This is a genomic window from Micromonospora sp. NPDC048839, assembly GCF_040649915.1.
Classification (GTDB): domain Bacteria; phylum Actinomycetota; class Actinomycetes; order Mycobacteriales; family Micromonosporaceae; genus Micromonospora.
In genome coordinates this window covers 216,249-241,987 of sequence record NZ_JBEZGL010000011.1, presented here as the reverse complement: position 1 = coordinate 241,987, position 25,739 = coordinate 216,249, and the positions used below count along the sequence as shown (strand labels likewise).

Genomic DNA, 25,739 nt, shown 5'->3' with positions numbered 1-25,739 from the left:
TCCGCCGAGAGCGCGCAGCCGCGGGGCGTGGGCTGCGCGTAGGCTGTGCCGGTGGCTGATCTCCTTGTCTGGATCGACTGTGAGATGACCGGGCTGGACCTTGGTAGGGACAAACTGATCGAGGTTGCGGCACTGGTCACCGATCCCGATCTCAACGTGCTCGGTGACGGGGTCGACGTGGTGATCCACGCCGACGAGGTGGCGCTGGAGGGGATGCCGGAGATCGTCCAGACCATGCACGCCAAGTCCGGTCTCACCGAGGAGGTCCGCCGTTCGGCGGTCACCCTCACCGAGGCCGAGGACCTGGTCCTGGACTACGTCCGCACCTTCGTCAAAGATCCGCGGACGGCGCCGTTGTGCGGCAACTCGATCGCCACCGACCGGGGCTTCATCGCCCGCGACATGCCCCGCCTCGACGCCCACCTGCACTACCGGATGATCGATGTCTCGTCGATCAAGGAGCTGTGCCGGCGCTGGTACCCGCGCGTGTACTTCGGCCAGCCGCAGAAGGGCCTCGCGCACCGGGCGTTGGCCGACGTCCGGGAGAGCATCCGGGAGTTGGAGTACTACCGGCGTACCATCTTCGTCCCGCTGCCCGGCCCGGACGTCGAGACCGCCAAGGCCATCGCCGCCGAACTCTGACCCACGCGCGGCGGCCCCGGATACCCGCTGGACGGGGCCGGCTGCGGTGCGGCTATTATTGGTCCGCACCCCGCCCGGGGCGATCGACCGGGCGACGGCGGCATGGTGGCTGTAGCTCAGTTGGCAGAGCACCGGGTTGTGGTCCCGGTTGTCGTGGGTTCAATTCCCATCAGTCACCCAGTTGGTTCTGCGACTCAGGCCCCCTCTTCGGAGGGGGCCTGAGTCGTCGGCTTTCAGGAAACCGGGGCATCCCGCTCAGCTGGATGCCCCGGTTTTCTGTATCTCGAGTTGATCTGGCGCGGACGGTCCGCGTGCCCCGCGTCAGGCGGTCGGCGTGGGCGACGGGGTGGCCGCGCCGTCCGGGGCCGGCGTGGTGGCCGGGTCGGCCGGCGGCTCGTACGGGAGGGCGCTGCCCTTGACGTACTCGTCCCAGCTCATGTTCCAGTCGGTCCAGCCGTTGCCGTTCTGCAGCTTGCGCTCGGTGCCCTTGACCGTGATCGGGTCGCCGACCCGCGTGTTGCTGAACAGCCAGTTGCCGTTGGCCATCGACACGTTCACGCAGCCGTGCGAGACGTTCACGCTGCCCTGCTGACCCTCGGACCAGGGCGCCGCGTGGATGAACTCCCCGCCCCAGGTGAGACGCTGCGCGAAGTCGATGTTGGTGCGGTAACCCTCCTCCGGGCCCAGCTCCTCCATCGTGTCGAAGACCGTCTTGCGCAGCTTCTCGATCACCACCATGGTGCCGCTCGACGACGGGGTGCTCTTCTTGCCCAGGCTCACCGGGATGGTCTTGATCACAGCGCCGTCGCGGGTCACCGTCATCCGCTTGTTCTTGTTGTCCACCGTCATGATCAGCGAAGGGCCGATCTTGACGTCCACCGCGAGGTCGGCGCGGCCGTACCAGCCCTCACCCATCGGCAGGCCGCCGGCCTGCACCCGGTAGGAGACCTTGCTGTTGGCCTTCCAGAACTCCTTCGGCCGGTACCGGATCTCGGTGGGGCTGACCCAGTGCCAGACGCCCTCCTGGGCCGGGGTCGAGGTCACCGTCATCCGACGCTGCACGTCGTCGCGGTAGTCCTCCGGGATGGCCCGGCTGAACTTCACGATCAGCGGCATGGCGACCCCGACGACCTGGTTGTCGCCGAGGAAGCTGCTCACGCGTACCTGATTGCCGGGCTTGGCCATGGTGGTGAAGGTGCTGGTCGCGGTGGCCGGACGACCATCGTCGCCGGTGGCGGTCACGGTCGCCGTGTAGCTCGTGCCGTACGCCAGGGCGCCGGCCGGCTGCCACGTCTTGCCATCCGCGGCGACTGCGCCCTCGACCGCCTTGCCGGCCGCGTCCTTGAGCTCGACGGCGGTCTGCATGGCGTCCTTCGTGGTGAAGGTGATGCCGGTCGAGGCCGGCACGTCCTTGGCGTCGGCCGCCGGCTCGCTGATCGTCGCCGCGGCCTTCGGTGGCGGGCTCTCGCCGCCGCCGTGCCACGAGGACGGCTTACCGCCGTCGCCGCTGGTGCAGGCGGCAGTGAAGGCCAACGCCACGGCGAGGAAACCCGCCGCGAACACGCGACGTCGCCCACGGTGCCTGATCAGCTGATCCTGGCTAGCTCGCATGATTCCCTCACAGTCGTGGTCGCTGCCCCATCGTCTCCTACTGACGCGCCAGAGCCGGCCCGGGTTGCCGAGGGTGAACCGAAACACGCCGATTATTTTGCCGGATTCTTGCTACTATCCGGCGTTTCGTGAGTCTGGCTCGTTTCCGTGCGGGGGCGGTGGGGTCGCTGCGGCGTCGTCGCCTCGCCGGAGTGCAAGGGTACGCCGGCCCCGCCAATGGCGGGGCCGGCGCGAGAAGGCCGACACGCTCAGAGCAGGGGGCCGGCCCCACCACTGGGTACGGGCAGCGCGCTGCCCTTGATGAACGCCGACCAGCTCAGGCTCCACGCCGTCCAGCCGTTGCCGGCGCCCAGCTTGCGCTCGGTGCCCTTCACCGTGATCGGGTCGCCGATCCGCGTCTTCTCGAACAGCCACCGGGCGTTCACCATCGACACGTTCACGCAGCCGTGCGAGACGTTCTGCCGCCCCTGTACGTGCTCCGACCAGGGGGCGGCGTGAATGTACTCGCCACCCCAGGTCAGCCGCTGGGCGAACTGGATGTCGGTGACGTAGCGGTTGGCCGGATCCGGGTCGTCGCGGGTGTCGAAGGTCGTGGCCTCCTTCTTCTCCATAACGACCATGGTGCCGCTGGACGACGGCGTGCTCTTTTTGCCCAGGCTCACCGGAATGGTGCGCACCAGCGCGCCGTTCTCGTACACCGTCATCTTCTTGCTGGCGTTGTCGACCTTCATCTGGAACGACCGGCCGATCTTGGCAGTGGCCTTGCGGTCCATGTCGCCGTATTTGCCGTTGCTCAGCGGCATCCCGGCCAGGGCGATCCGCACCGTGATGGTCGTGCCGGGCTTCCAGTACTCCGGGGCCCGGTAGTAGGCCTGCGTACCGTTGTCGACCCAGTGCCAGGCCCCCGGCTGCGGCGGATCGGTGCGGACGAACATCCGCTTCTGCACCGCCGCCCGGTCCTTCTTCGGGATGCCCGGGTGGAACTCGGTGACCACCGGCATGGCCACCCCGTAGCTCTTGTCGTCGAAGAGGTACAGGCCGGATCCGATGGTCGACTTCGGCTTGGCCATCGTGGTGAAGCTGCTGGTGCCCTGACTGCTCGTCCCGTCGGCCGCGTTCGCCGTCACCGTGGCGGTGTACCGGGTGCCGAACTTCAGCGGGGCGGACGGCACCCAGGCGGAGCCGTCGGTGCGCAGCTTGCCCTCCACCGTGCCCCCGCCGTCCGCGGTCAGAGTGACCGCGGAAACCTTCCCGCCGTCCGGTAGCTTCGCGCTGATCTCGCTGCTCACCGGCCGGTTGTTCGCGCCGTTGGCCGGGCTCAGTGTGAGCGTCGGCACGCTTGGCGCGTCCGGCGTGGCTGGTGTCGGGGGCGCGGACGAGCCAGGTGCGGCGCCCGCGTCCGCCGCCGGCGTTCCACCGACGAAAGTCGGCGCCTTCTGCTTGTCGCCGCACCCGGTCAGTGCCAGCGACGCCACCAGAGTCAGAGCGCCCACCACCGCACCGGCTCGCGTGAACCGTGTCATTCCCCACCTCTGTTCTCGCGTACCTGGCGGACATCGTGCCGCATCACCGCCGCAACCCACCCCCCCGTCTTGAGCGCGAAGGCCGGTTTGTAGCTTTTTGCCCGCAAAGCTCGACCGAAGGGGGGAGCCGGGTAACCGGATTGGAGCCCGGCTCGGGTGGGTGCTAATGTTTTCTCCGTTGCCGAACGAGCGCCGCTAGCTCAACTGGCAGAGCAGCGGACTCTTAATCCGCGGGTTCGGGGTTCGAGTCCCTGGCGGCGCACCAAGATAAAGGTCCTGACCTGGCAGATACCTGCCGGTCAGGGCCTTTTTCGGGTACGCGGGTGCGACAGCGGCGTCGACGTCACGGCGGGGACCGGTCCCCGACAGAGCGTGCGGAGACCCGCCGTCGCGCCCCTACAGTCCGCACCATGAGGTGGACCCTGCGACTCGCGGCCACGTTTCCCCGTACTGGTTGGCGGCCGGGGCGGTAGGCGCCGTCGCGGCACCCGCCGACGGCGGCCTCGGCCTGTCCCTGCGGCCCGGCCAGACCGACTACCGGGCCGGCGACCAGGTCCGCCTCGACCTCGCGGTCACGAACACCACAGACGCGGCGTGCGCGCTGCCGACCAGCGCCGTCGGCACGGTCCAGGTGACCGGGGTACGCCTCGACGGGCGCGACCTCACGCCCACGCTGGCCCGTAGCTTCCACGACGACGGCATCGGCGCTGCCGCCACCGCTGGTCTCACCACTTGCTGCCGGCCTCCGGCACGTACGCCTGGTGGTGGACCCGTCCGGGGTGGCGACCGGGCAGGTCACGCTCACGCTGCGGTGAGGCGGACCCCTGCTCGCACCGATGAGGGCCCTGACCAGCAAGAAGTTGGCCAGGGCCCTCATCGGTCGTTACCGCCGGCGGCCACACCCCGGCCCGCCAGAAATGTCAGCGGCGAATGTCGAGATCAGGAAGCCGCAGACTCGTCTGCCGCCCGCATCCCGTGCAGGTCGTAGCTCAATTCCCCGGCCTCCAGGCGCGCCCGCAGCGTGGTCTCCTTCTCCATGCGTGCCTTCGTCGCCACGGCCACCTCGGTGAGGCTGCTCCTGTCGACGACCACTGCGCCGTCGGCGTCGAGCACCACGATGTCGCCGGGGGCGATGGTGGCGCCGCCCACCACGACCGCGACGTCGAGTGCGCCCCGCTCGTGTTTGGTGGCTCCCCGCACGCGGCACCAGCGCGCCCAGACCGGCAGGCCAAGGGCGCGTAACTCGTCCACGTCCCGAACCGCCGCGTCAACGAGCACACCGACGGCACCAGCCACCTGTGCCTGCGTCGCCAGCAACTCGCCGATCAGCGCGATCGGCGCGGGATCGGGCATGCTGAGGATCAGCACCTCGCCTGGCCTGAGCGCCGTCATGGCCTCGTGGACGGCGCGATTGTCGCCCTGTCCGCACTGGACGGTCCGGGCCGGGCCGGCGACAGCGGTGCCCGGCACGATCTGCGTCAGCTCCACGTCGATCAGGCCGTGCCGCCCGGACGCCTCGTACACGGTGGCAACGCCACCGGCGATCAACGCGGCAAGGGCGTCCGGGTCGATCTCGGTGGGATGAGGAGTGACGCTCACAGCGTACCGACCACGTTCGGGATCAGCCGCTGGAACGCCTCGGCCTGCCGGATCGCGCTGTTGCCGCTGACCCGACGAGCGTGATTGCCTCGCTGATCGGCCCGCTGGGTGTAGTACTCACGGAGGTAGCCCTGGGCGCCCATCGCGGCCATCGCTTCCTGCTTGGCCGGCATCACCTCCGTGATGTCGACGAAGACGGTGGGTGTGAAGCCACACAGCTCGGGCTGGTGTGGTTCGAAGACCAGGAATTCCGAGGGTGGGGCGGTCTTGAAGCCGCTGGCGACGCCGGCGCCGGCGGTGAGCTGCCGGGCGGTCGCCACCGCGGCGTGCGCGGCCGGGTGGTCCGGGTTGAACGGGTCTCGGTCCGGGTGGGTGAGTACCACGTGGGGGGCGTAGTCGCGCATCAGCTCGGCCAGCCGATCGATGCCCTCATCCTTGATCCGCAGTGGGTAGTCGCCCAGATCGAACGCCTCGAGGGTGGCGCCCACGGCGCCCGCGGCCCGCTCCGCCTCTGCGTGCCGGATCCGCTTGACGCCCTCGATCGTCTGGTTCGGGTCCTTCCAGAGCTCGCCGGACTCGCCCCGTTCGCCGTACGACAACGCCAGCACGAGGGCCTCCCCACCGGTGGCGGTGTGTGCGGCGACCGTGCCGGCTGCCCGCCAGACGAAGTCCGCGCTGTGCGCCCCGACCACAAGCATCCTGCGCTTACTCATGCCGACGCCTCCGCCTTCGCCGCCGCGACACGTCGGGAGTTGACCACCGCCATGGTGTGGATGTCCTGCTCGCTGAAGCCGGCGTCCAGCAGGCGGTCGGCGAAGAGCGCAAGACCGTCTTCGACCGGCGGGTTGAACGGCTGTCCCAGGTCGCTGGAGAGGACGGAGTGTTCCGCGCCGACCTGCCGGATGTTGTCGAACAGGTCGTCCCAGGCAACCTTTCCGGTGTGCGGCGTGGTGAAGCACCGTTCCAGCAGAGCGCCGGCCTCGGCCAGTTCCCTCTGCCGATGTACCGGCAGGCGCTGGGAGGTGAATTCGGGGTGGGTGACGACGATGCGGCGGACGCCCTCCTCCTTCGCGGCCCGGACCACGGCGAGGATCTCGTCGCCGTCCAGGTGCCCGGTGGCGAGCACCAGGTCGTGCCGGGCCATGACCCGCAGCACCTGCCGCACGTGGTCGAGCACCAGGCCCTCCTCGTCGACGACCTCGACGACAGCCGGCACGATGCCCTGGGCGTGCAGGTCGGCCTGGAGCGCTCCCCACATCGCCGGCTTGGCGCCGGGCGGATCGGTGGCGTTGCTGCGACGCTGATTGCCCGAGTCGACGGTGGGCATCCAGACGATCCGGGCGCCCTGGCGGCCCGCGATCTCGACCGCGGCCGGGTTCATGCCGCCCATCGATCCGTTCAGCGTTACCGCGCCGAGCACGTCCACGTCGGGGACCACCTTGCGGACTACCGCCGCGCGCTCGGCGGTCGCCACGTAGTGGGACTTCAGTACGAACCCAGCGAGGCCGACCTCGGCGAACCGTCGTGCCAGGTCGAGATCGTCGATCCGCCGTTCCATCACGTCGGGAGCGACGTGTACGTGGGTGTCGTACGCCCCGGTGACCAGGGCGCGGGCGCGCGGGGACGGGGCGGGGTGGTCTGACATTCTGCTCCTTGGAAGGGCTGGTGAGGTGACGCTCGACTCACGCCGCGTGGGTGGAGTCGACTGGACTGAACCGCCGCCGGATCGCCGTCGTGGTCTTGTCCAAGGCGGATACGACGCTCAGAAGATGCTGGCGCATGGCGACTTCTGCGGCGTCGGGATCGCGATCGGCGATGGCCGCCACGATCGCGGTGTGCTCGGCGAGCGACTCGGGTGGCCGGCCGGCGACCAGAATCGTGCGGAACTGGAACCGGACGAGTTGTGCACGCAGGCCGGCAATGAGCTGCGCAGCGGTCTCGTGGCGGGCGGCCGCGATGATCGCGGCGTGTAGTTTGGCATTTCCCTCCGAGTAGCCGAGCAGGTCGTTCTGCTTGAGCTTCAGAGTCATCTGGTCGAGCTGCCGCCGGATCGCGGCGATTTCCTGGTCGGTCGCGTTCAGCGCCGCCTGCCGCGCGGTCAGCGCTTCCAGGGCGGCACGCACCTGGAGGATCTCGACTGCCTCGGCCTCGGTGAACATCCGGACGTGTGCCCCGCGGTTGGGGGTACGAACGACCAGACCATCCTGGGTCAGCCGGATCAGCGCGGTGCGCACCACCCCGCGGGTGACCTGAAGCCGGTCGGCCAATGTGGCCTCTACCAGTCGTTCGTTGGGACCGAGTTCGCCACTGTGGATCGCTTGGCGCAGGTGCTCGTAAGCCTCCTCGGCAGAGATGCCTGCCGGACGTCGTGGCGAAGTACCCATGGTTACGGTCACCGATTTCCCATGTTGCCGGGCCCGGCTTGCCGAGCCCGAACCGATTGGACGCCACCATGTGCGGTGCCTCCTGCGGTGGAACGCCGGACATCGTGGCGGCCCTGTCGCAACCCCGCTACCCGAGAGTGCCCCGCGAACTGTGCGATAAATCTTGCACAATCTTGTAGACAGGATCGTTGCTCATGATCAGGATGTCAACAGGCCATTGAGCTGCCGAAAGAGCAAGATGGCACTCTGCTGAGCCCAGATCCGTCGTACCTCGGCGGTGACAGGTGCGGCGTGGATCCTCTACAGTCCACGATCGATGATCACAGTGGTGGCCCCTACCCAACCTGCTCGGGCGCTCCCCGCGTCCGCTTCTCAAACCCCTGGAAGCTGGAGAAATGATGATTGAGCGCTCCCGAGTGCTGGTAGCTGCGGTCCTTGCTGCCGCCCTCGTAGCCGTGAGCGGCTGCAGCGGCTCAGACTCCGACACCGAGGAGTCGAAGAAGACCGACAAGGTCGCCTACATCACGGCCTTCGGCGCTGTCGGCCGGGACTCCTTCGCCTGGGTGGCAAAGGAAAAGGGCTACTTTGCCGAGGCCGGCATCGAGGTGGAGATCAAGGAGGGGTCCGGCAACGTGCCGAACCTGACCGCACTCAAGGCTGGTCAGGTTCAGTTCGGCGCCCTCGACTTCACCGGCGCGGTGATCCAGGCGGGCAAGGGCGAGTTCACCGACTGGCGGGCGATCGCTGCCGTTCACCAGCAGACACTCGTCGCCGTGATGACCACGAAGGACACCGGCATCAGCGCGCCGAGGGACCTCACCGGCAAGACGATGGCCACCGCCGCCGGCTCGGTCACCGAGCTGCTCTTCCCCGCCTACGCCAGGATGGCCGGACTCGACCCCAACACGGTCAAGATCCAGGGCGCGCAGACCACCGCGCTGAACGGGCTGATGGCCAGCCGCCAGGTGGACGCGCTCGGTACCTTCCTGCTCAGCCGTGGCGCACTGGCGACGGTCGCGAAGAAGGAGGTCGTGGTGTTGCCGTACAGCGACTACCTCGGGGACCTCTTCGGCAACGCCATCATCACCACCCCGGCCCTGATCCAGCAGAACCCGGACCTGGTCCGCCGCTTCACCGAGGCGATCCTCAAGGGACTGCAGTACAGCGTCAAGAACCCGCAGGAAGCGGCGACGATCCTGAACAAGGTGAAGCCGACCTACACCGTGGCTGCGGGCGTGGGTGAGATTGAGGCGATGGCCGCGTACGTGTCACCGGCCGGTGGAGCTCCGATCGGATCCATGGACGAGGTACGGGTTTCGCGGTCGATCGCCATCCTGCAGGGCGCCGGCGTGGTCCCGAACGGTCTGACCCCGAAGGACATCGTCGACAACAGCTTCATCCCCAAGGGCTGACGACAAGCGTTACCTCGCGGACCTGGCGTGAGGGGATGGTTGCCGCAGCCGGGCACCGTCCCCTCACGACCACCGGGCGCACCGAACCCCTGCCACACGACCTCCACGGAGGAAGCCGCCATGCCTGCCGAACGGACCAGCTCCAGGTCAGCACACCTATGGTCGACCGCCGGGCTGCCCGTCCTGGGCGCGGTGCTGGCGGTCGCCCTCTGGTGGTCGGCCACCAGAGTCTTCAACATCGAGCCCTTCTTCCTGCCTGCCCCACCCGACGTCGTCGACGCCTTCCTCCGCTTGCCCGACTATCTGCTCAGGGAAGCCTGGGTGACCCTCCTGGAGACGATCACCGGCTTTGGCATCGCCGCGGTTGGCGGACTGGCCATCGCGATCGTGCTGGCCGCCTCCCGCACGGTAGAACGGATGACCCTACCGCTCATCGCCGGAATCAACGCCGTACCGAAGGTCGCGCTTGCGCCTCTCCTCCTGGTCTGGATCGGGTTCGGCACGCAACCCAAGATCGTGATGGTCGTCCTGCTCTGCTTCTTCCCGATCCTGGTATCCGCTATGGCGGGGCTCACCTCGACTCCGAACGACCTGAGCGAGCTGTCCAATTCGCTCGCCGCGTCGTGGTGGCAAACATTCGTGAAGGTCCGCCTTCCCTGGGCGCTGCCGCAGGTCTTCGTGGGCCTGAAAGTAGCGACCTCACTGGCCATCGTCGGTGCGATCATCGGCGAGGTCATCCAGCCTGACCGGGGTCTCGGCTCGGTCGTCGTCAGCTCCGGGCAGTCCGCCGACACCCCGCTCGCCTTCGCCGCACTGACCCTGCTCGCCATCATGGGGGCCGCCCTGTTCTACCTCGTGGGGGCACTCGAGCGGATCCTCGTGCCATGGGCCCGGGCGATCTCGTCATGACCGGCGCTCAGACCTCGGGGAGCATGATGATCAACCTAAGTGACGTGTCACGGACGTTCAAGAGCCGGACCGGCACCGTCAAGGCACTGCAGAACATCAATCTGGACATCCGTGACGGCGAGTTCATGGCCGTGATCGGCCGGTCCGGATGTGGCAAGTCGACACTACTGCGGCTCGTCGCCGGGCTGATCCCACAGTCAGCGGGCGACATCCGGATCGGCGGCGAGCCGGTGACCCGACCTCGCCGTGACGTCGCCATGATGTTCCAACGCCCAGCACTGCTGCCCTGGCGGACGGTCCTCAGCAACGTGTTGCTGCCAGTCGAGATATTCCGGTGGCATCGGTCAGAGCATCGCGATCACGCCATGCGCCTGTTGGAGATGACCGGGCTGGACGGCTTCGCCAAGCGCCTTCCCCACGAGCTCTCCGGCGGCATGCAGCAACGGGTCTCGCTCTGCCGAGCGCTCATCCAACGGCCAAAGGTCCTGTTGATGGATGAGCCGTTCTCCGCACTCGACGCGCTGACCCGGGAGGAAATGGCGGCCGAGTTGCAGCGCATCCACATGGACCTTGGCACGACTGTCGTCTTCGTGACCCACTCCATCCAGGAGGCTGTTTTGCTGGCTGACCGGGTCGCAGTGCTGAGCGCCCGGCCCGGCCGGCTGCAACGGCTCGTGGACATCGACATCCCACGGCCCCGCTCCTTCGGACACAACGCTCACATGGACCAGGTCGCCGCCTGCTCCGCGGAACTACACCAACTGCTACTGGGCAACGACCACTCGTCCGCCACCGCCACATCGGTCGAGGTGCCGTAGGTCGGCAGCGAGTGGATCCGCCCCTCGGGTAGCGCCGCACCCCGCACCACCCTGCCGTCAACGTCTCGGCGTCGACGTGGACCAGCAGCCGCCCCCACCCGTCACCCTCCAATCAGGCCAGCGGCACCCCATGCGCCCAGGTCGCAAGACACCCCGGCGACCACGCAAAGCCCCTGCGCCGTCGATGCGGATGCCTGCTAGCCTGGGCCCCGCGTAAGCCTCTCCTTGACAGCGGCGGCCTCACTAGCCGTCGGCAGCGGCGCGCCAGCGAGCGGTGAACCAGCCCAGGGCGACCCACCGATGCGGTACAGCCCGCCGATCTGACCCTGGGCGTCCGACCGATGCGGCGCATCCGGCTGCGGCGACTGTTGCCTGCTCATTGGCACGCATCTATAGTTGCGCGGATCACAACAATCATGGCCGTGGTGGTTGCGGCCGGATCGTCGAAGCGCTTCGACGATCCGTCGTCCAGGCCCGTCAGCCGGGTGTCGAGCCTGGCCACGCCGGTCGGGGCGTCCGCTGGGCGTCTGTCGTACGACATGAGGAGAAGCAAATGGGGAACAAGCGCCTTCGGCGCGGAATCGCCGTGCTCGCGCTCGTCCTACTGGCTCTACCGGCCGTTCCCGGCACCGCCCTCGCCGAACCCACCTACCCGTTCCGCGACCCACACCTGCCGGTGCAGGCCCGGGTTGACGACCTGCTCGGCCGGCTCACCCTGGACGAGAAGATCTCCTGGCTGCACCAGTACCAGCCAGCCGTTCCCCGGCTGGGCATCGGCCTGTTCAAGACCGGCACCGAGGCCCTGCACGGGGTGGCCTGGTCGACCGACATCGACAACAACGGCGCTGTCGTCAAGGCCCGCGGCACGGCCTTCCCCCAGCCGGTCGGCATGGCGAGCACCTGGGACACCGACCTGATCAACCGGGTCGGCTCGGCCGTCGGCGACGAGGCGCGCGGCTATCACGCGCAGAACCCCCGGGTGTGGGGTCTCAACCTCTGGGCACCGGTGGTCAACCTGCTGCGTGACCCCCGCTGGGGCCGCAACGAGGAGGGCTACTCCGAGGACCCGCTGCTCACCGCCAAGATGTCCACCGCGTACGGCTCGGGGATGACCGGCGGCGATCCCGACCACCTGAAGAGCGCCCCGACCCTGAAGCACTACCTGGCCTACAACAACGAGATCCGGCGCGACGTGACCTCGTCGAACGTGCCGCCTCGGGTGCTCAATGAGTACGAGCGCGCCGCGTTCAAGCCGGCCCTCGCCGCCGACGCTGCGACCGGCGTGATGGCCGCGTACAACCTGATCAACGGACGGCCCGCCACCGTCGATCCGGACCTGGCCACCGTGGTACGCGGCTGGACGGACCAGCCGCTGATGAACGTCACCGACGCCTGGGCGCCGAACAACCTCGTGGCCTCGCAGGGGTACTACGCCACCCAGCCCGAGGCGAACGCCGCGATCATCAAGGCCGGCCTCAACAGCTTCATCACCGACGACACCAACGCCCAACCGACGGTGACGGCCATCAAGCAGGCCCTCACGACCGGCCTGCTGACCGTGGCGGACATCGACGCCCGGATCCGGGAGATCCTGAACGTGCGGTTCCGGCTCGGGGAGTTCGACCCGGGCGGTGGCCGCCACGGCGGCATCACCCCGGACGTCATCAACAGCCCGGAACACCAACGGCTGGCCCGACAGGCCGCCGGCGAGGCGATGGTGCTGCTGAAGAACTCCCGGCAGGCACTTCCGCTGGACCCGGCCCGCACCCGCAAGGTGGCCGTGCTCGGTCCGCTGGCCGACACCCTCTACACCGACTGGTACGGCGGCGACCTGCCGTACCAGGTGACCACGCTCGACGGGATCCGTGAGCGGCTGGGCAACTCCGCGAGTGTCAGCGGGCTCGACGGGGCGGACCGGATCGCCCTGAAGGACACGGCGACCGGCAGGTACGTCACGGCCACCGGCACCACCGACGCCGACCCGGTCGCCGCCACCGGCACCACGGCATCGCCCGCCGCGCAGTTCGACGTGGTGGACTGGGGCCAGGACGTGGTGACGCTGCGCAACGCCGCCAACGGCCGCTACCTCGGCTACAACTGGGGGCCGTTCATCACCCGCGACGAGCAGCCAAACGGCTGGTACGTCCAGCAGCAGTTCAAGCTGGAGCCGCAGGACGACGGCACCGTGGTGCTGCGCTACGTCGGCTACGAGACCAAGGAGAGCTGGTTCGCCCCCGAGAAGTACGTCACGGTCGGCGACGACGGCGCGCTCAAGCTCGGCGCGTCCACCCCCGCCGCGGCGACCCGCTTCAGCCGCGAGGTGATCAGCAGCGGAATCAACCGGGCGGTGGCGGCGGCCAGGGCGGCCGACACCGCCGTACTGGTCGTGGGCAGCAACCCGTTCATCAACGGACGCGAGGCGCACGACCGCACCTCCACGGCCCTGAGCGCCGGCCAGGAGGCGCTGGTCAAGGCCGTCGTCAAAGCCAACCCGCGTACGGTTCTCGTGCTCCAGACCAGCTACCCGGTCACCCTGACCTGGGAGCAGGAGCACGTCCCCGCGATCGTGTGGACCACCCACGCGGGCGCCGAGACCGGGCACGCCGTGGCCGACGTCCTGTTCGGCGACCGCAACCCGTCCGGTCGGCTCACCCAGACCTGGTACCGCTCGGACGGGCAACTGCCACCGGACCTGCTGGAGTACGACATCATCTCGTCCGGGCAGACCTACCTGTACAGCACCGCGAAGCCGCTCTACCCGTTCGGCCACGGGCTGTCGTACTCCCGGTTCCGCTACGGCCAGGCGCATACCGGCGACCGGCCGGTCGCGGCCGACGGCACCATCACGGTGAGCGTCGACGTGACGAACACCGGCAGCCGGGCCGGCTCCGAGGTGGTCCAGCTCTACACCCACCAGCGCACCTCCCGGGTCAAGACTCCGATCCGTCAGCTCAAGGCCTTCCAGCGGGTGGAACTCGCACCCGGGCAGACCCGGACCGTGACACTGCGGGTGCCCGCCGCCGACCTGGCGCACTGGGACGTCACCCGCAGCCGGTGGGTTGTCGAATCGTCCACCCACGACCTGATGGTGGGGGCGTCCGCCGAGGACATCCGGTCCCGGACCGCGGTGCGGGTGCGCGGTGAGACGGTCCCGGCCCGGGACCTGTCCCGGCCCACCCGGGCGGAGAACTTCGACAGGTACGCAGGGGTCCGGCTGGTCGACGAGACGAAGGCCCAGGGTACGGCCGTCGGCGCCACCGCGGCCGGCCAGTGGATCTCGTTCGCCGGTTCGGCCCTGCGTCCGGGCGCCGACACCTTCACGGCCAAGGTCGCCAGGGCCGGCGCGGACGCCGGCACGATCCAGGTCCGCCTGGGCTCGCCCACCGGCCGACTGCTCGGCACGGCCACCGTGCCCAGCACCGGCGACGACTACCGGTACGCCAACGTCAGCGCCGAGTTGGCCCGCGCCGCCGGCACCCACGACGTGTACCTGGTGTTCGACTCCCCGCTGCGGCTGGCCGACTTCTCCATCAGGTGACCGGAACCCGGGCCGGGACGACCGTCGTCCCGGCCCGGGACGCTCAGGGCCGGTCCGGCCGGCCGGTGGACCTGGGGTCACTGATGCGTCCGTCCACGGCGGTGTTAACGTCTCATCCCGTTGCCGGCGAGCGCCGCTAGCTCAACTGGCAGAGCAGCGGACTCTTAATCCGCGGGTTCGGGGTTCGAGTCCCTGGCGGCGCACCAACGATCAAGGCCCTGACCTGGTGTTTCACACTGGGGGAGGGCCTTTTTCGTGTGCTTCGGTGGTGGGCGGTCGCTCTGCGGGTGCTCGGGAGCCGTTGGACCCGGCCTCGTCCTGTTGGATGCCTGGCTGTCGTCATGGACCCATGGGTCAGATGTTCTCCATGTTGCGGTGCCGCCGACGCGGATGTCGCCTCTTGCGGAGGTTCGGCTACGGCGTCTCGGCGACCTGTTCCGCAGGCCCCACACAGCAGCGCGACGAGCACTGCTGCGGTGCTGCGCACGACCTTGCGCGAGCTGCTGATCACCGCCGCAGCCTGCCACGATGTCCAAGCTCCCGCTGCCCCCACCGCATCGAGTCGGTGCACCACCGGTTACCGATGTCGCTGTTCCGGCGTATCGCTCGCCAACATCGGCCCCGAGTGGCCAGACAGCCCGCCAAGCACGGCGACTGCGACGGCGTGGGGCCCGCCCTATTACGCCCGCCTGAGCCAGCTCTCAATGACAGTGAAGTCGTGCTCGGTGAGCCCGCGACGGGGATCGACCCGATGCAGCAGGGCCGGAGCGGGGTGATGAGTCGACACCCACTGCTGATCGGCGGCGGAGATCTCGTCGTCGACCCAGACGAAGGGACGTCCCTGCGCCCACTCGACCAGTCCGCGGGTCTTCCAGTGCAGGAGCCCCACCTCGTCGGAGTCGGGCCACTCCACGACGGGCAGTGTCGGCAGCCCGAGCAGCGGTGCGAGCACGTCGTTCGCGTCGCTCATCCAGGTCGTCGCCCACACGAGATCACACGGCAGGGCCTTCAGCCGGCGGCCGTGTCCCGGATCGACCTTGTGCAGCAGGGGATTGGCGTCGGCCGGTAGGGCTGGTGCCTGGGTGTGGCTATGCGGCAGGCCCGGCTGAGCCGCCTCGGGTGTGCCGAACGGGATGAGGGTGCCGTCCACGTCGAGGAACAGCAATGAACGCGGCGCAGGGGCGGACATGACCCAAGAGGCTAGCCCCCACCCCGCTGGCGTCACGCGGCTGAGTTGACGCGCGTCAGACCTTGAGGATGTCCACGTCGTACAGCGCTATCGACGCGTCGCGGGAGGCCAGGGTCAGACTCTCGGTGATCGCCTGGGCCACCAGCATGCGGTCGAAGGGGTTGCGGTGATGCGCTGGCAGGCGACCGGCGGCGATGGCGTGGGCGTGGGTCACCGGGAGTTCCTGGAAGCCCATGTCCCTTACTCGCTCTGCGAGGTCAGGGGGTCCGCCGAGCTTCCCCGCGCTCTGCTTGATGGCGATCTCCCACAGGGTGACCGGGGAGAGGAAGATGTCCGGCTCGTGTCGCAGTCGGTCGAGGAACTCGGTGCCGAGGGTCGAGTCGCCGGTGATGGCCCAGAGCGCGACGTGAGTGTCCAGCAACAGGGTCATGCGCCGATGCCGAAGTCGGTGGCGATCTCGGCGTTGGTCTGTGGTGAGTCCCAGTCGCCGGAGAGGTCGAGTTGGCCGGCGAGGGAGCCGACTGCGGTGCGGTTGGCCCGCCGAACCAGCGGTACGACCTTCGCCACCGGGGTGCCCGCCCGGTCGATGATGATCTCCTCGCCGTGTTCCACCCGTTCGATGATGCGCGACAGGTGGGTTTTGGCGTCGTGCATGTTGTAGTGCACGGCCTCAGCCGACATGGCGTAACCCCCTCGCTTAGCTAAGGGATTAGTTTAGCCTGCTTGGCCGCGTGCGCCAGCGGCTTGGCTGCCTGCGGTCGGGGTCGCCGGACGCCGTCTGAGCCGGCGCGCTGGGCAGGGTCGAGGTCGATGGATCACCACGTTGGCCGGCATTGGGGACGACAACCATCCCGTGCTTGACATCGCCCGTCAAGTACTTGACGATGGGTGTCAAGCGAAGGGGGTCGGTGTGTCAGCAGCGAATGCGGAACTTGTCGCGCAGCTCCTCAGGTTGATCGAGGTTCGGCTGCTCGATCCTCTCGAGATCCTGGTCGACGGTGACCCGGCGATCGACTCGCTGCGGTCCGTCGTGGAGGACCGGGCACGCTCCTGGGCCGCCACCATGGTCGGCGGTGACGAGCAGGCCGCCTACGGCGTGATCGTCCGGGCGATCTCGACGCTCTATCCCGGCGACGGCCCGTTCAACCCGCCGCTCGACTGGTGGCGCACCCCGCTCGGCCAGATCGTCGCACGCCGGGTGGGCCACCCCACCGCCGAATCGGTGTCGTACGCGGTGGCTGGCGCCATGCTCGGCATCACCCGCCAGGGAGTCCACGACCTGGCCGCCCGTGGCAAGCTCGCCCGCCATCCCGAGGGCGGTGTGCTGTCTTGCGCCGTCCGCGACCGACTACTGCGGGAAGGAACCCGACGTGCCTGATTCCCTCATCAGCTCCGGCCGAGTGTCGATCGCGTACCGCGACTTCGGTGGACCGGGGCCCTCGTTGTTGCTGCTGCACGGTGCGGGCGGCAACCTCGCCCAGTTGACGACGTTGGCCGAGGAGTTGCGGCAGACGTACCGGGTGGTCACCGTCGACCTGCGCGGCCACGGGCGGTCCGGCGACGGCCCGTGGCGGTGGGGCGAGGTGCTGGACGACCTGGCCGCCGTCGCCGACGGCCTGGGTCTCGATCGCCCCGCAGTGGTGGGGGTCTCCCTCGGTGGGATGCTGGCCGCGCTCTGGGCGCAGCGTCACCCGGAGTGCCCCGGTGTCGTCAGCCTGGACGGAAATCCTCCGCCGAGCCGCCCGGAGCACCTTGCCGGGATGGACCCGGGGCAGGCGGCGACGGCGCTCGCCAAGCTGCGGGCCGCCTTCGACGGGATGGCCGCGATGCTGGCCGAGCCACTCACCGCCGAACGGTTGGCCGCGGCGCTGGCCGGGCAGCGTGCGATGGCCCGGCGGTACGGCGCCGATCCGGCGGACTGGGTGGCCACCTTCGAACGCAACCTCGTGCCGTGCGACGACGGCCGTTACCGGCTCCGCCCCGATCCGACGGTGACCGGACAGTTGCGGGAGGCGATGGAGTCTCTCGACCTGGTCCCCGCCTACCGGGATGCGCGGTGCGCCCTGCTGCTCGTCCTCGCCACCGAGGACCTACCCGAGCAGGAACCGTTCCACGAGGTGTACGCGGCCTACCGCCGAGCCACCCTGGAACGACTGGCCACCGTGGACATCCCACACCTGCGGGTGCTGCCGCTGGCCGGCGCCAGCCACGCGATGGTCGCCGAACGCCCGGCGGAGCTCGCTGCCATCGTCACCGACTTTCTGCACGAGGCAGCTCGCGGCTGAGCCTGAGGCGGGAGCGGCGGCTCGCGGCCGACAGTTGGGGAGGGTGGGCTGTCGGCTAACGCGGCGGCGAGACGTACAGCCCGGTCTTGCACCCCGTCTCGCCCGGCTCCAGCCAGATCCGGTCGTATCCCGGTGATGTGATGGCTCCGTCGGGAGCGCGGACCAGCAGGAGACACTGCCGCTCGGCGGGGACGCCCACCACGGCGACGAGGGCATTCTCGTGGGTGGTCGTGTCGACGGTGACGTGTTGCTCGGGGAAGGCGGCTCGCACGGCGCCCGCGAGGGTGTCGGGCGTGGCGGTACGCAGCACCGCGGTGAGCCGGTTTCGCGCGTCGTCGGGCAGTGTCGGAATCGGCTCGGCGGTGGGCACCGGTGGGGTCGACGCAGCTGGGCAGTCGATCTCCTTGTAAGAGGTGTAGCGATAGAGTTCCAGCAGGTAGCGGTAGCACCGCGTGGCCTGGCCGGCAGAGTGGCCGGGGTTGCCGAAGGTCCCGTAATCCTCCTGCACCGTCACGACGAATCGGACGTCGACGGTGGCCTGCTCGTCGCGGACGATGCGCCCTGACCAGGCCAGCGGCTCACGGTGGACGTTCGACGTGCCGCCACTGGGCGGCTCGAGGATCTCGGCCGCGGCGATGTGCTCGGCGCTCCGCACCCGATTGCGATGACCGAGCCTCTCGTTGAGAAGCTCCGCTGCGGTCGCCGCGCTGTCCTGCGCGATCGCGTCGCCGTCGCGGTACTCCGCGCACCCGGCCGACAGCAGGCAGAGCGCCACGGCGATGCAGGCCGCCGCCGTGCGGGCGGGGCGTCGAGGGGTACGGGATCGCCGCCGCGCCAGTGGCGGCCATCCGCCCGTCCGCGTCTGGGAGACCGCAGGGGCTCGTACCGCATCGCGCGATGTGGTCCGGTGAGGATGCGTCATGGCGTCGAGCATGCCGGTCGACGGCAGCGGCGTGCTGAGTGCTCCTACTCAGCCTGCCGGGCGGCCAGGTCCTCGGCGCGGATTCATCGGACGATGCCTGTAGGACGTGGGACGGAGGTCGGGCGTTCTGCCCGGTACGAGCACCTTTGCGCATTGACCACTCTTAATTGGCTGTTGCAGTCGTCACACGTTCGACATACAGTCCGGGGGAGAGCTTCGTAGCGATTGGAAAATGAGTGCGGTCGGGCAACAGCACCCCTCCGCCAGTCCTTAGTGGCGTCGCTGTTCCGTGCTCGTCGCTCGATACCCACATTCGGCATCCCGTCGACGGCAAGTGAAAGGAACAGCACGTGAAATCAGCAATTTCCACCGCTCGAACGTCATTGTTGGCGCTCGCGGTGTTCGTCTCGGCCGCAGTGCCGGCCGTGCTGACGAATCAGCTGCCGGCCGCGGCCGCGGTCCAGGCGACCTACTATGTCGCCCCGGACGGCAACGACGCCAACGCGGGGACCATCGAATCCCCATTCAAGACGCTACAGCGCGCGCGGGATGTCGTCCGTACGGTGAACACGAACATGACCGGCGACATCAACGTGTTGCTGCGTGGTGGGAGTTATCCAATCAGCAGCACTGTCGAATTCGGCACGAGTGACTCGGGCACCAACGGATTCCGGATCAGCTACGGTGCCTACCCGGGTGAGAAGCCGGTCCTCGACGGTGGTGTCCAGGTGACCGGGTGGACCCAGCACAGCGGCAACATCTGGAAGGCGCCGCTGGACCGCGCCAACAAGCTGCGTGCGCTGTACGTCAACGACAAGCGTGCCGTCATGGCGTCGAAGACAATCAGCTCGGGGGGTTGTTACGGGACGTACACCATCACGGCCAACCAGGCCGCCTGGGCCTGGGAGTCGGGCTCGCAGTGCGATGGTGCCAAATACAGCCTGAATGATTTCCCCGCCGTTCCCCGCAACCAGGACGACATCGAGATCGAGACGGGCACGACCTGGACCACGGCCATCGTGGGCGTCCGCCAGGTGACCACGAGTTCCGACGGCGCGAACCGGGTCGCCCTCTTCCAGCAGCCGGGTGCGGCGATCGCCCAGGGCTCGTTCAACGGCAACGCCCAGGTGGGTGGCACCCACAAGCTCATGAACGCCTACGAGTTCCTGGACGCGCCCGGCGAGTTCTACTTCGACAAGGGCGCCAAGACGGTCTACTACTACAAGGCCAGTGCCGACAACATGTCGACCGCGACGGTCTACGCGCCGAACAACGTCACCCACCTGCTGCGCGTCGCCGGCACCTCGACCAGCAGCCACGCGCGCAACATCACGTTCTCCGGGCTGACGGTGCAGCACTCCGACTGGAACCTGTTCAACGTCGCCGGCTCGTCCTTCAAGCAGGCGCAGCAGGGCAACCTCGGTGCCCAGGTGTACGCCAAGGGCAACTTCCACGTCTACTACTACCGGAACGTGGACGTGACGCCCGGCATCATCCAGATCCAGAACGCCGACGGGATCCTGCTGCAACGCAACCGGATCCAGCACACCGGCGCCGACGGGATCAACATGATCAACGACGTGCAGGGCACGCAGTTGATCGGCAACCACACGAACGACATCGCCGGCTCCGCAATCACCGTGGGTCATCCGCAGCACGTCTACATCGGAGACGGCACGTCGACCAACCGGGAGAAGTTCTCCGCGCAGGTCGAGGGGCTGCCGAAGAACATCGACATCAAGAACAACTACCTCTACGACAGTGCGGTCCTGTTCAACGGGCACAGCCCCATCTCGGCGTACTTCGCCGACACCCTCACCATCCAGCGCAATCGGATCGAGAAGACCACGTGGTCGGGTATCACGATGGGTTGGGGCTGGTGGAACTTCGACGGATCGTCGGGCTCGATCGTGCCCAACCGACCCACCACGACGGCGCGAAACAACAACATCAGCTACAACCACATCATCGACACGGTGCAGCGTCTCAGTGACACGGCCCCGATCTACACGCTCGGCAGCCAGCCGGGGACGATGATCACCAACAACTATCTCCAGGGCGTGCCGTCGGGCCACAAGTACGGCCTCCACCCGGACGAGGGATCGGCGTTCATCACCTTCCGCGACAACGTGCTGAGCATCGACAAGAACGTCACCTGGATGATTAATTCCGACGACTTCGGCCGGAAGCACGATCTGAGCATCACGCAGATCTACGGCCCGATCAACAAGGTCTCGAACAAGAACCTGCCGAACAGCACGGTCGCCGACATCCTCGTCTCCTCCGACTATGTCTGGCCCGCGGCGGCGTACGGCATCGCCGCGAATTCCGGCCTGGAGGACGCGTACCGGGACATCGTGCCGGCGAGCACCTTCTCCGCGCCGAACTACGTGCTGCCGGCCAGCACGTTCGTCACAAGTGCCACGGCGTCGATCCCGATCCGCAGCACCGGCGACGCCACCAGGTCGGTCTGGCTGGCGCCGTCCGGCACGACCACCTTCACCGCCGGGGCGACGATGACCAGGGCGGCCGGCAACGCCACGTCCATCGCCGTGCCGACGACCCAGGGCGAGTACCGGCTCTACGTCGTCGACGCACAGGGCAACCGGTCGGCGGAGTCGACCTTCATCGTCCGGCAACAGCAGGGCGGCGGCGGCACGGGGGCCGGGCAGCTCGTGGGTGGCCAGTCCGGCCGCTGTCTCGAGGTGCCCAACTCCTCGACCACCAACGGCACCCAGACGCAGCTCTGGGACTGCTCCACCGGCGCCAACCAGCGCTGGACCCAGACCGCCAGCAAGCAGCTGACCGTGTACGGCAACAAGTGCCTGGACGCGTCCGGGGCCGGCACGGCCAACGGCACCGCGGTCATCATCTGGGACTGCCACGGCGGCACGAACCAGCAGTGGAACGTCAACAGCAACGGCACCATCACGAACGCCCAGTCCGGGCTCTGCCTCGATGCCAACGGCGCTGCCACCGCCAACGGCACCAAGGTGATCCTCTGGTCGTGCAACGGCGGCGCGAACCAGCGGTGGACGCTGCGTAGCTGACCGATCAGACCCCGGGGCCAGGCCGACACGGGCCTGGCCCCGGGCTATTTCTGGTATCCGTAGTTGTCGCAGGTCCGGCGGCCGAGGACGCAGTTCTTGGTGCGCTTGTTCATGGTGGCGACGTCCCACATCACGAACGCGTCGCCGTGCATCGACGAGGCGCTCTTGCCCTCCTTGTCGGAGGAGAGGTAGTAGCCCGCCGGGGTGCCCTTCGCCGGGTACTGGATGTCGAAGGTGATCGCCGGGATCCGGACCGGGTGGCTGGGCGGGCAGGCGTTGCCGCCGCCGTACGCCACATGGTCCTTGTGGTTGGGGCTGTCCAGGTGCTTGCCGTCCCAGCAGTCGGGGAACTGCATCATGAAGTGCAGCGTCGCGTCCCCACCGCAGATGGGCCAGTTGCCGTTGGTGCTGCGGGCGACGCCGTCGAGGTCCCCCGGGCCGTAGAAGGCGCAGTAGAACTGCCCGGTCGCGCCGCGCGGTGTCGGCTTCTTCTTCTTGGCGTCGCCGGAGATCATGCGCAGACCGTTGGGCATCGGCATCTGGCCCGTCGAGTTCTTGGCGAGCGATCGGTAGTAGACCCGAAAGCCCGTGGTCTCGACCGGCTTGCCTGTCGCGTTGTCGTAGAGCGTGGGCACCCAGTAGGCGGAGTGGTCCTGCACCGGCTTGCAGGAGGTGGCCGTGAACTTCGTCAGGTCGCCGGCGACGGTGTTCGCGTCGACGGCCTTGTTGCCGACGAAGGAGTGCATGTGTGAGGCGCCCGGTAGGCCGGGAGCGACGATCGGGTCATCCGGCAACCGGTGGCTGTACTGGCAGTCCGCGCGGAACTCCGGGAGGTTGCCCACACCGGCCGGGACCGGGTCGATCGTCAACGCCTGGTACGCGTCGGCCTGCGCCTTCCAGGTCGTGCGGTCGGCGGTAATCCAGCCGGTGGCGGGGATCGGTGGCGCGGCGGCGGTCGACGGGGTGGCTGCGGTCGAAGGGGTCGCGCTGGTCGACGGGGACGTGGCAACGGTCGGCGGCGCGGAGTCCGACGTTGCCGCGGCGGACCGTGGCTGCCCGGCCGACGGCGACGGGTACTGCTGGGCGTTGGCCGCGTTCGACGGCTCGGGCGTCACCCCGCCGTTGCCCAGGTACACGCCCCCGGCCGCGACGACGAGCAGGACCGCTGCTGCGGCGGCCACGCCGAGCTTGTTGCGGGCCGGCCACCCCGGAAGGCGATGACGTGACGGCGGTGGGCTCTCGTACGACACCTGTCACTCCCAACGAGTCGACATGAGGCTGACCCGAACGGCCACGGCCGCCGAATGGTAGGCACCCACCGCCCGTACTCAACAGTTTCTTAAACTTTCCTTAAAATGTGCGGACCCGAATGTCCATACAGGTCAGTGCGTCGTTCCTGGCCACGGACGCGGAGCAGTCGGATGTCGCGGATTACCACTCTCGCCGGTGAGATGTATCGCTTTACCGATCGGTCGAACGTGAAGGTTGCCTCGGGCTACCGTGTCCCCGGTTCAACTGATCATCGTGAGCGGTCGACACCCCGACCGGCCTCACGGGAACCGGGTTGCACACCCGAAGGAGGTTCCATGGCACGCACCCGCATGGTTGGGGCGCTCGCCGCTGTCCTCGTCCTACCGGCCCTCACCGTCGTGACCGCGACGTCGCCGGCGTCGGCGGAAGCCGTCGCGCCGAAGGTCGCCCCGCGGAGCGACATGCGTGAGCTCACCCGCAAGGACTTCACGCTGGACGGCCGGCCGATCGAGACGCCCTCGCGATACCAGCCGCGTACGGGCGCGCGGAAGCAGGCGCAGTCGGTCGAGACGCCGGCGGTCGGCACGGTCCGTCAGTGGCTCGGCCTCGACGACGTCCAGGGCTCGGTCTACCGCAAGGACTACACGCTGCGGGCGGTCGGTGAGCACATCGAGGTCTGGGTCGCCAACGACCTGGCGTTCCCGGCCGGTGACTGCCGGACGCAGGTGCCGTCGTCGACGCAGATCACCGACGCGCAGGTGAAGCACCTCGTCGACGAGTTCGACACGAACATGTACCCGAAGGAGACGAACGCCTTCAGCACCCCGCCGGACCGGGACGGCAGCAACGCCCAGATCGGGCCGGACGCCAACGGCAATGGCGGGGTCTACACCGGCGCCGGCAACAAGACCGTCACGCTCGTGGACAACGTGCGGGACGACAACTACTACACGTTCCCGGCCGCGCCGACGTACATCGCCGGGTTCTTCTCCGCACAGTTCAACGAGCTGCTCGACCGCAACGTGATGACCGTCGACGCGTTCGACTGGCTGCACCGCATGACGGCGAACCCGCCGGACGAGCCGACCACCGACCTGTGCACCAGCCGGGGCGCGCGGCCGAACAGCTACGAGGGCACGTTCGCGCACGAGTGGCAGCACCTCGCGCACTACTACGCGGACCCCTTCGAGGGTAACTGGATCAACGAGGGTCTCTCCGACTTCGCCATGTCGTTGACCGGGTACAGCGACTCGAAGGCCACGGTCTTCGACCGGGGCGCCGACAGTCACCTCTACTGCTACCAGGGATTCGGCACGGTCCAGACGCCGTACAACACCAACCCGCGCGACTGCGGTGGTCCGGAGAACTCCCTCACCCTCTGGGACGAGAGCCCCAACCCGAACGCGGTCCTCGCCGACTACGGCAGCGCGTACTCGTTGATGCTGTTCCTCTACGACCGCTACGGCGCCGACTTCATGTCCCGGCTGCACCGCGACGGTACCCGGCAGGGCCTCGCGAGCCTGGACGCCGAGCTGGAGACGGTCGGGGTCCACGATTTCTACCAGGTCATCCACGACTTCCAGTCGATGACGCTGCTCGACAAGCTCGTCGGCGAGTCGAAGTTCGGCATCACCCTCGGCGTCGCGAAGAGCCGGGTCACCACGCCGAGCCTGCGCTCCACGGTCAACCTGGCCAGCACGGCGGCCAACGGTACGCCGGGAGCCGCCCCGAACGGCGCCGACTACGTGCAACTGGGCACGGCCAAGGGCAAGGTGCTCAGCGGTCGCGACCTGCGGTCGGTGAAGTTCCAGGGCGCGAAGACCCTGCCCGCGCTCCCGCTGTCGTGGACGACCACCACCCAGGACCCGGACCGGCCGGGCAACGCGGTGCTCTTCTCCGGCAACGCCAACAGCCTCGACTCGACGGCGGTCACCTCCGTCGCCGTGCCGACCACCGACCCGACGCTGCGGTTCCAGGCCAAGTACGGCGCGGAACTCGGCTACGACTACGGCTACGTCACCGTGTCGACGGACGGCGGTGCCACGTACACGGCGATCCCCGGTGACAAGACTGTCGACGGGCCGCGCGGTCCGGCGCTCAACGGCACGACCAGCGGCTTCGAGGCGCGCTCGTACGACCTGTCGGCGTACGCCGGAAAGACCGTGCTGCTCGGCTTCGAGTACGTCAGCGATGGTGGCACCAACGAGGGCGGCCTGCTGCTCGACGACATCACCGTCGGCGGGCAGACGCTCAGCGACGGCACCAGCCTGGCGCCGTTCGACTCGCCGACGGAGATCCGTCCGACCCCGGTCAAGAACTGGAACCTGCGGCTCGTCGGCATCGACGAGAAGCACTCGATCGCCTGGCAGTTCGAGTCCAACGGCCGCTCCGAGGTCACGATCGGCAAGCTTCAGCTGGCCGTGCTGGACGCCTTCCCGAAGGTCGTCGCCGTGGTGGCGTACGACGAGCCGACCGAGCAGGTGCGGCAGTACGCGCCGTACCAGCTCACCGTGAACGGTGTGGTGCAGCCCGGGGGCAGCAGCTCACTGAGCTGATCTCCACCCAGGTCGCGGGGCACCCGCCGTCGAGGTCGACGGTGGGTGCCC

General features: G+C 68.5%; 21 protein-coding genes and 3 tRNA genes. 12 read left to right on the top strand and 12 right to left on the bottom strand.

Translation table 11 applies throughout. The features are described from left to right. Nucleotides 1-45: 45 nt before the first annotated feature. Together orn and AB0C25_RS22285 are read left to right on the top strand one after the other, a co-directional pair. A complete protein-coding gene (orn, locus tag AB0C25_RS22290; RefSeq protein ID WP_357375971.1) occupies nt 46-642 on the top strand; it encodes an oligoribonuclease in 597 nt (198 codons plus the stop codon). Between the two features lie 105 nt (nt 643-747). Beyond that, nucleotides 748-820: transfer RNA gene (locus AB0C25_RS22285), tRNA-His, on the top strand. 143 nt (nt 821-963) lie between these two features. Here AB0C25_RS22285 and AB0C25_RS22280 read toward each other — a convergent pair. Then, complete coding sequence (locus tag AB0C25_RS22280) at nt 964-2,253, bottom strand: Ig-like domain-containing protein (protein WP_357376014.1); 1,290 nt, start codon at nt 2,251-2,253, stop codon at nt 964-966. Nucleotides 2,254-2,501: 248 nt separating this feature from the next. Beyond that, nucleotides 2,502-3,776 carry an Ig-like domain-containing protein gene (locus tag AB0C25_RS22275; protein ID WP_357375969.1) on the bottom strand — a complete coding sequence of 425 codons (1,275 nt, stop codon included), beginning with the start codon at nt 3,774-3,776 and terminating at the stop codon, nt 2,502-2,504. A 189-nt stretch (nt 3,777-3,965) separates the two neighbouring features. On the opposite strand from AB0C25_RS22275, the gene AB0C25_RS22270 reads away from it, so the two are divergent. After that, nucleotides 3,966-4,041 (top strand) — tRNA-Lys (locus AB0C25_RS22270). A 674-nt stretch (nt 4,042-4,715) separates the two neighbouring features. Here AB0C25_RS22270 and AB0C25_RS22265 read toward each other — a convergent pair. Genes AB0C25_RS22265 through AB0C25_RS22250 form a run of 4 tightly spaced genes read right to left on the bottom strand, consistent with a single transcriptional unit; the run spans nt 4,716 to nt 7,771 of the window. Further along, nucleotides 4,716-5,375 (bottom strand): 4-carboxy-4-hydroxy-2-oxoadipate aldolase/oxaloacetate decarboxylase, encoded by a 660-nt coding sequence (locus AB0C25_RS22265; protein ID WP_357375967.1) that lies wholly within the window; start codon nt 5,373-5,375, stop codon nt 4,716-4,718. Further along, nucleotides 5,372-6,088: a PIG-L deacetylase family protein gene (locus AB0C25_RS22260; RefSeq protein WP_357375965.1), complete on the bottom strand. Its 717-nt coding sequence runs from the start codon at nt 6,086-6,088 to the stop codon at nt 5,372-5,374. Before AB0C25_RS22260 ends, AB0C25_RS22265 begins: the two co-directional genes overlap by 4 nt. Then, nucleotides 6,085-7,020 (bottom strand): DUF6282 family protein, encoded by a 936-nt coding sequence (locus tag AB0C25_RS22255; RefSeq protein ID WP_357375963.1) that lies wholly within the window; start codon nt 7,018-7,020, stop codon nt 6,085-6,087. The genes AB0C25_RS22260 and AB0C25_RS22255 overlap by 4 nt, the downstream gene beginning before the upstream one ends. A 37-nt stretch (nt 7,021-7,057) precedes the next feature. Further along, entirely contained in the window at nt 7,058-7,771 is a 714-nt protein-coding gene (locus tag AB0C25_RS22250) for a GntR family transcriptional regulator (RefSeq protein ID WP_357375960.1), read from the bottom strand. 443 nt (nt 7,772-8,214) lie between these two features. Between AB0C25_RS22250 and AB0C25_RS22245 the strand changes: the two genes are divergently transcribed. The 3 genes from AB0C25_RS22245 to AB0C25_RS22235 all read left to right on the top strand — a co-directional run bounded on the left by AB0C25_RS22245 (nt 8,215) and on the right by AB0C25_RS22235 (nt 10,898). Continuing rightward, on the top strand, nt 8,215-9,171 hold the full coding sequence (locus AB0C25_RS22245) for an ABC transporter substrate-binding protein (protein WP_357375958.1): 957 nt from the start codon (nt 8,215-8,217) through the stop codon (nt 9,169-9,171). 120 nt (nt 9,172-9,291) lie between these two features. Further along, entirely contained in the window at nt 9,292-10,080 is a 789-nt protein-coding gene (locus AB0C25_RS22240; protein WP_357375956.1) for an ABC transporter permease, read from the top strand. 26 nt (nt 10,081-10,106) lie between these two features. Further along, nucleotides 10,107-10,898 carry an ABC transporter ATP-binding protein gene (locus AB0C25_RS22235; RefSeq protein WP_357375954.1) on the top strand — a complete coding sequence of 264 codons (792 nt, stop codon included), beginning with the start codon at nt 10,107-10,109 and terminating at the stop codon, nt 10,896-10,898. A 376-nt stretch (nt 10,899-11,274) separates the two neighbouring features. On the opposite strand, the gene AB0C25_RS22230 is transcribed toward AB0C25_RS22235, so the two are convergent. Next, nucleotides 11,275-11,439, bottom strand: a complete 165-nt coding sequence (locus tag AB0C25_RS22230) for a hypothetical protein (protein ID WP_357375952.1) — start codon at nt 11,437-11,439, stop codon at nt 11,275-11,277. A gap of 12 nt (nt 11,440-11,451) precedes the next feature. Here AB0C25_RS22230 and AB0C25_RS22225 point away from each other — a divergent pair, with 12 nt between their 5' ends. Beyond that, nucleotides 11,452-14,436: a glycoside hydrolase family 3 C-terminal domain-containing protein gene (locus AB0C25_RS22225; RefSeq protein ID WP_357375950.1), complete on the top strand. Its 2,985-nt coding sequence runs from the start codon at nt 11,452-11,454 to the stop codon at nt 14,434-14,436. A gap of 130 nt (nt 14,437-14,566) precedes the next feature. Beyond that, nucleotides 14,567-14,642, top strand: a tRNA-Lys gene (locus AB0C25_RS22220). Nucleotides 14,643-15,115: 473 nt separating this feature from the next. Here the strand turns inward: AB0C25_RS22220 and AB0C25_RS22215 are convergent. From AB0C25_RS22215 to AB0C25_RS22205, 3 genes are read right to left on the bottom strand one after another with little or no spacing between them, the layout of a single operon-like run. Continuing rightward, nucleotides 15,116-15,625, bottom strand: coding sequence for an HAD domain-containing protein (locus tag AB0C25_RS22215; RefSeq protein WP_357375948.1), 510 nt, complete (start codon nt 15,623-15,625; stop codon nt 15,116-15,118). 55 nt (nt 15,626-15,680) lie between these two features. Then, on the bottom strand, nt 15,681-16,055 hold the full coding sequence (locus AB0C25_RS22210; protein ID WP_357375946.1) for a type II toxin-antitoxin system VapC family toxin: 375 nt from the start codon (nt 16,053-16,055) through the stop codon (nt 15,681-15,683). Continuing rightward, nucleotides 16,052-16,306 (bottom strand): type II toxin-antitoxin system prevent-host-death family antitoxin, encoded by a 255-nt coding sequence (locus AB0C25_RS22205; RefSeq protein WP_357375944.1) that lies wholly within the window; start codon nt 16,304-16,306, stop codon nt 16,052-16,054. The genes AB0C25_RS22210 and AB0C25_RS22205 overlap by 4 nt, the downstream gene beginning before the upstream one ends. 229 nt (nt 16,307-16,535) lie before the next feature. On the opposite strand from AB0C25_RS22205, the gene AB0C25_RS22200 reads away from it, so the two are divergent. Together AB0C25_RS22200 and AB0C25_RS22195 are read left to right on the top strand one after the other, a co-directional pair. After that, nucleotides 16,536-17,003 carry a hypothetical protein gene (locus AB0C25_RS22200; protein WP_357375941.1) on the top strand — a complete coding sequence of 156 codons (468 nt, stop codon included), beginning with the start codon at nt 16,536-16,538 and terminating at the stop codon, nt 17,001-17,003. Then, the gene (locus tag AB0C25_RS22195; RefSeq protein ID WP_357375939.1) at nt 16,996-17,910 is read left to right on the top strand and encodes an alpha/beta hydrolase; all 915 of its coding nucleotides are present in this window, start codon (nt 16,996-16,998) and stop codon (nt 17,908-17,910) included. The genes AB0C25_RS22200 and AB0C25_RS22195 overlap by 8 nt, the downstream gene beginning before the upstream one ends. Nucleotides 17,911-17,965: 55 nt before the next feature. Here AB0C25_RS22195 and AB0C25_RS22190 read toward each other — a convergent pair whose 3' ends face one another. Continuing rightward, nucleotides 17,966-18,832, bottom strand: a complete 867-nt coding sequence (locus tag AB0C25_RS22190; RefSeq protein ID WP_357375937.1) for a hypothetical protein — start codon at nt 18,830-18,832, stop codon at nt 17,966-17,968. A 350-nt stretch (nt 18,833-19,182) separates the two neighbouring features. Here AB0C25_RS22190 and AB0C25_RS22185 point away from each other — a divergent pair, with 350 nt between their 5' ends. Continuing rightward, nucleotides 19,183-21,882, top strand: coding sequence for an RICIN domain-containing protein (locus AB0C25_RS22185; protein WP_357375935.1), 2,700 nt, complete (start codon nt 19,183-19,185; stop codon nt 21,880-21,882). Between the two features lie 44 nt (nt 21,883-21,926). Here the strand turns inward: AB0C25_RS22185 and AB0C25_RS22180 are convergent, their stop codons facing one another. Continuing rightward, nucleotides 21,927-23,132: a DUF1996 domain-containing protein gene (locus tag AB0C25_RS22180; RefSeq protein ID WP_357375933.1), complete on the bottom strand. Its 1,206-nt coding sequence runs from the start codon at nt 23,130-23,132 to the stop codon at nt 21,927-21,929. Nucleotides 23,133-23,468: 336 nt separating this feature from the next. Here AB0C25_RS22180 and AB0C25_RS22175 point away from each other — a divergent pair, with 336 nt between their 5' ends. Next, nucleotides 23,469-25,688: a peptidase M6 immune inhibitor A gene (locus AB0C25_RS22175; protein WP_357375931.1), complete on the top strand. Its 2,220-nt coding sequence runs from the start codon at nt 23,469-23,471 to the stop codon at nt 25,686-25,688. The last annotated feature ends 51 nt before the right edge of the window (nt 25,689-25,739 follow it).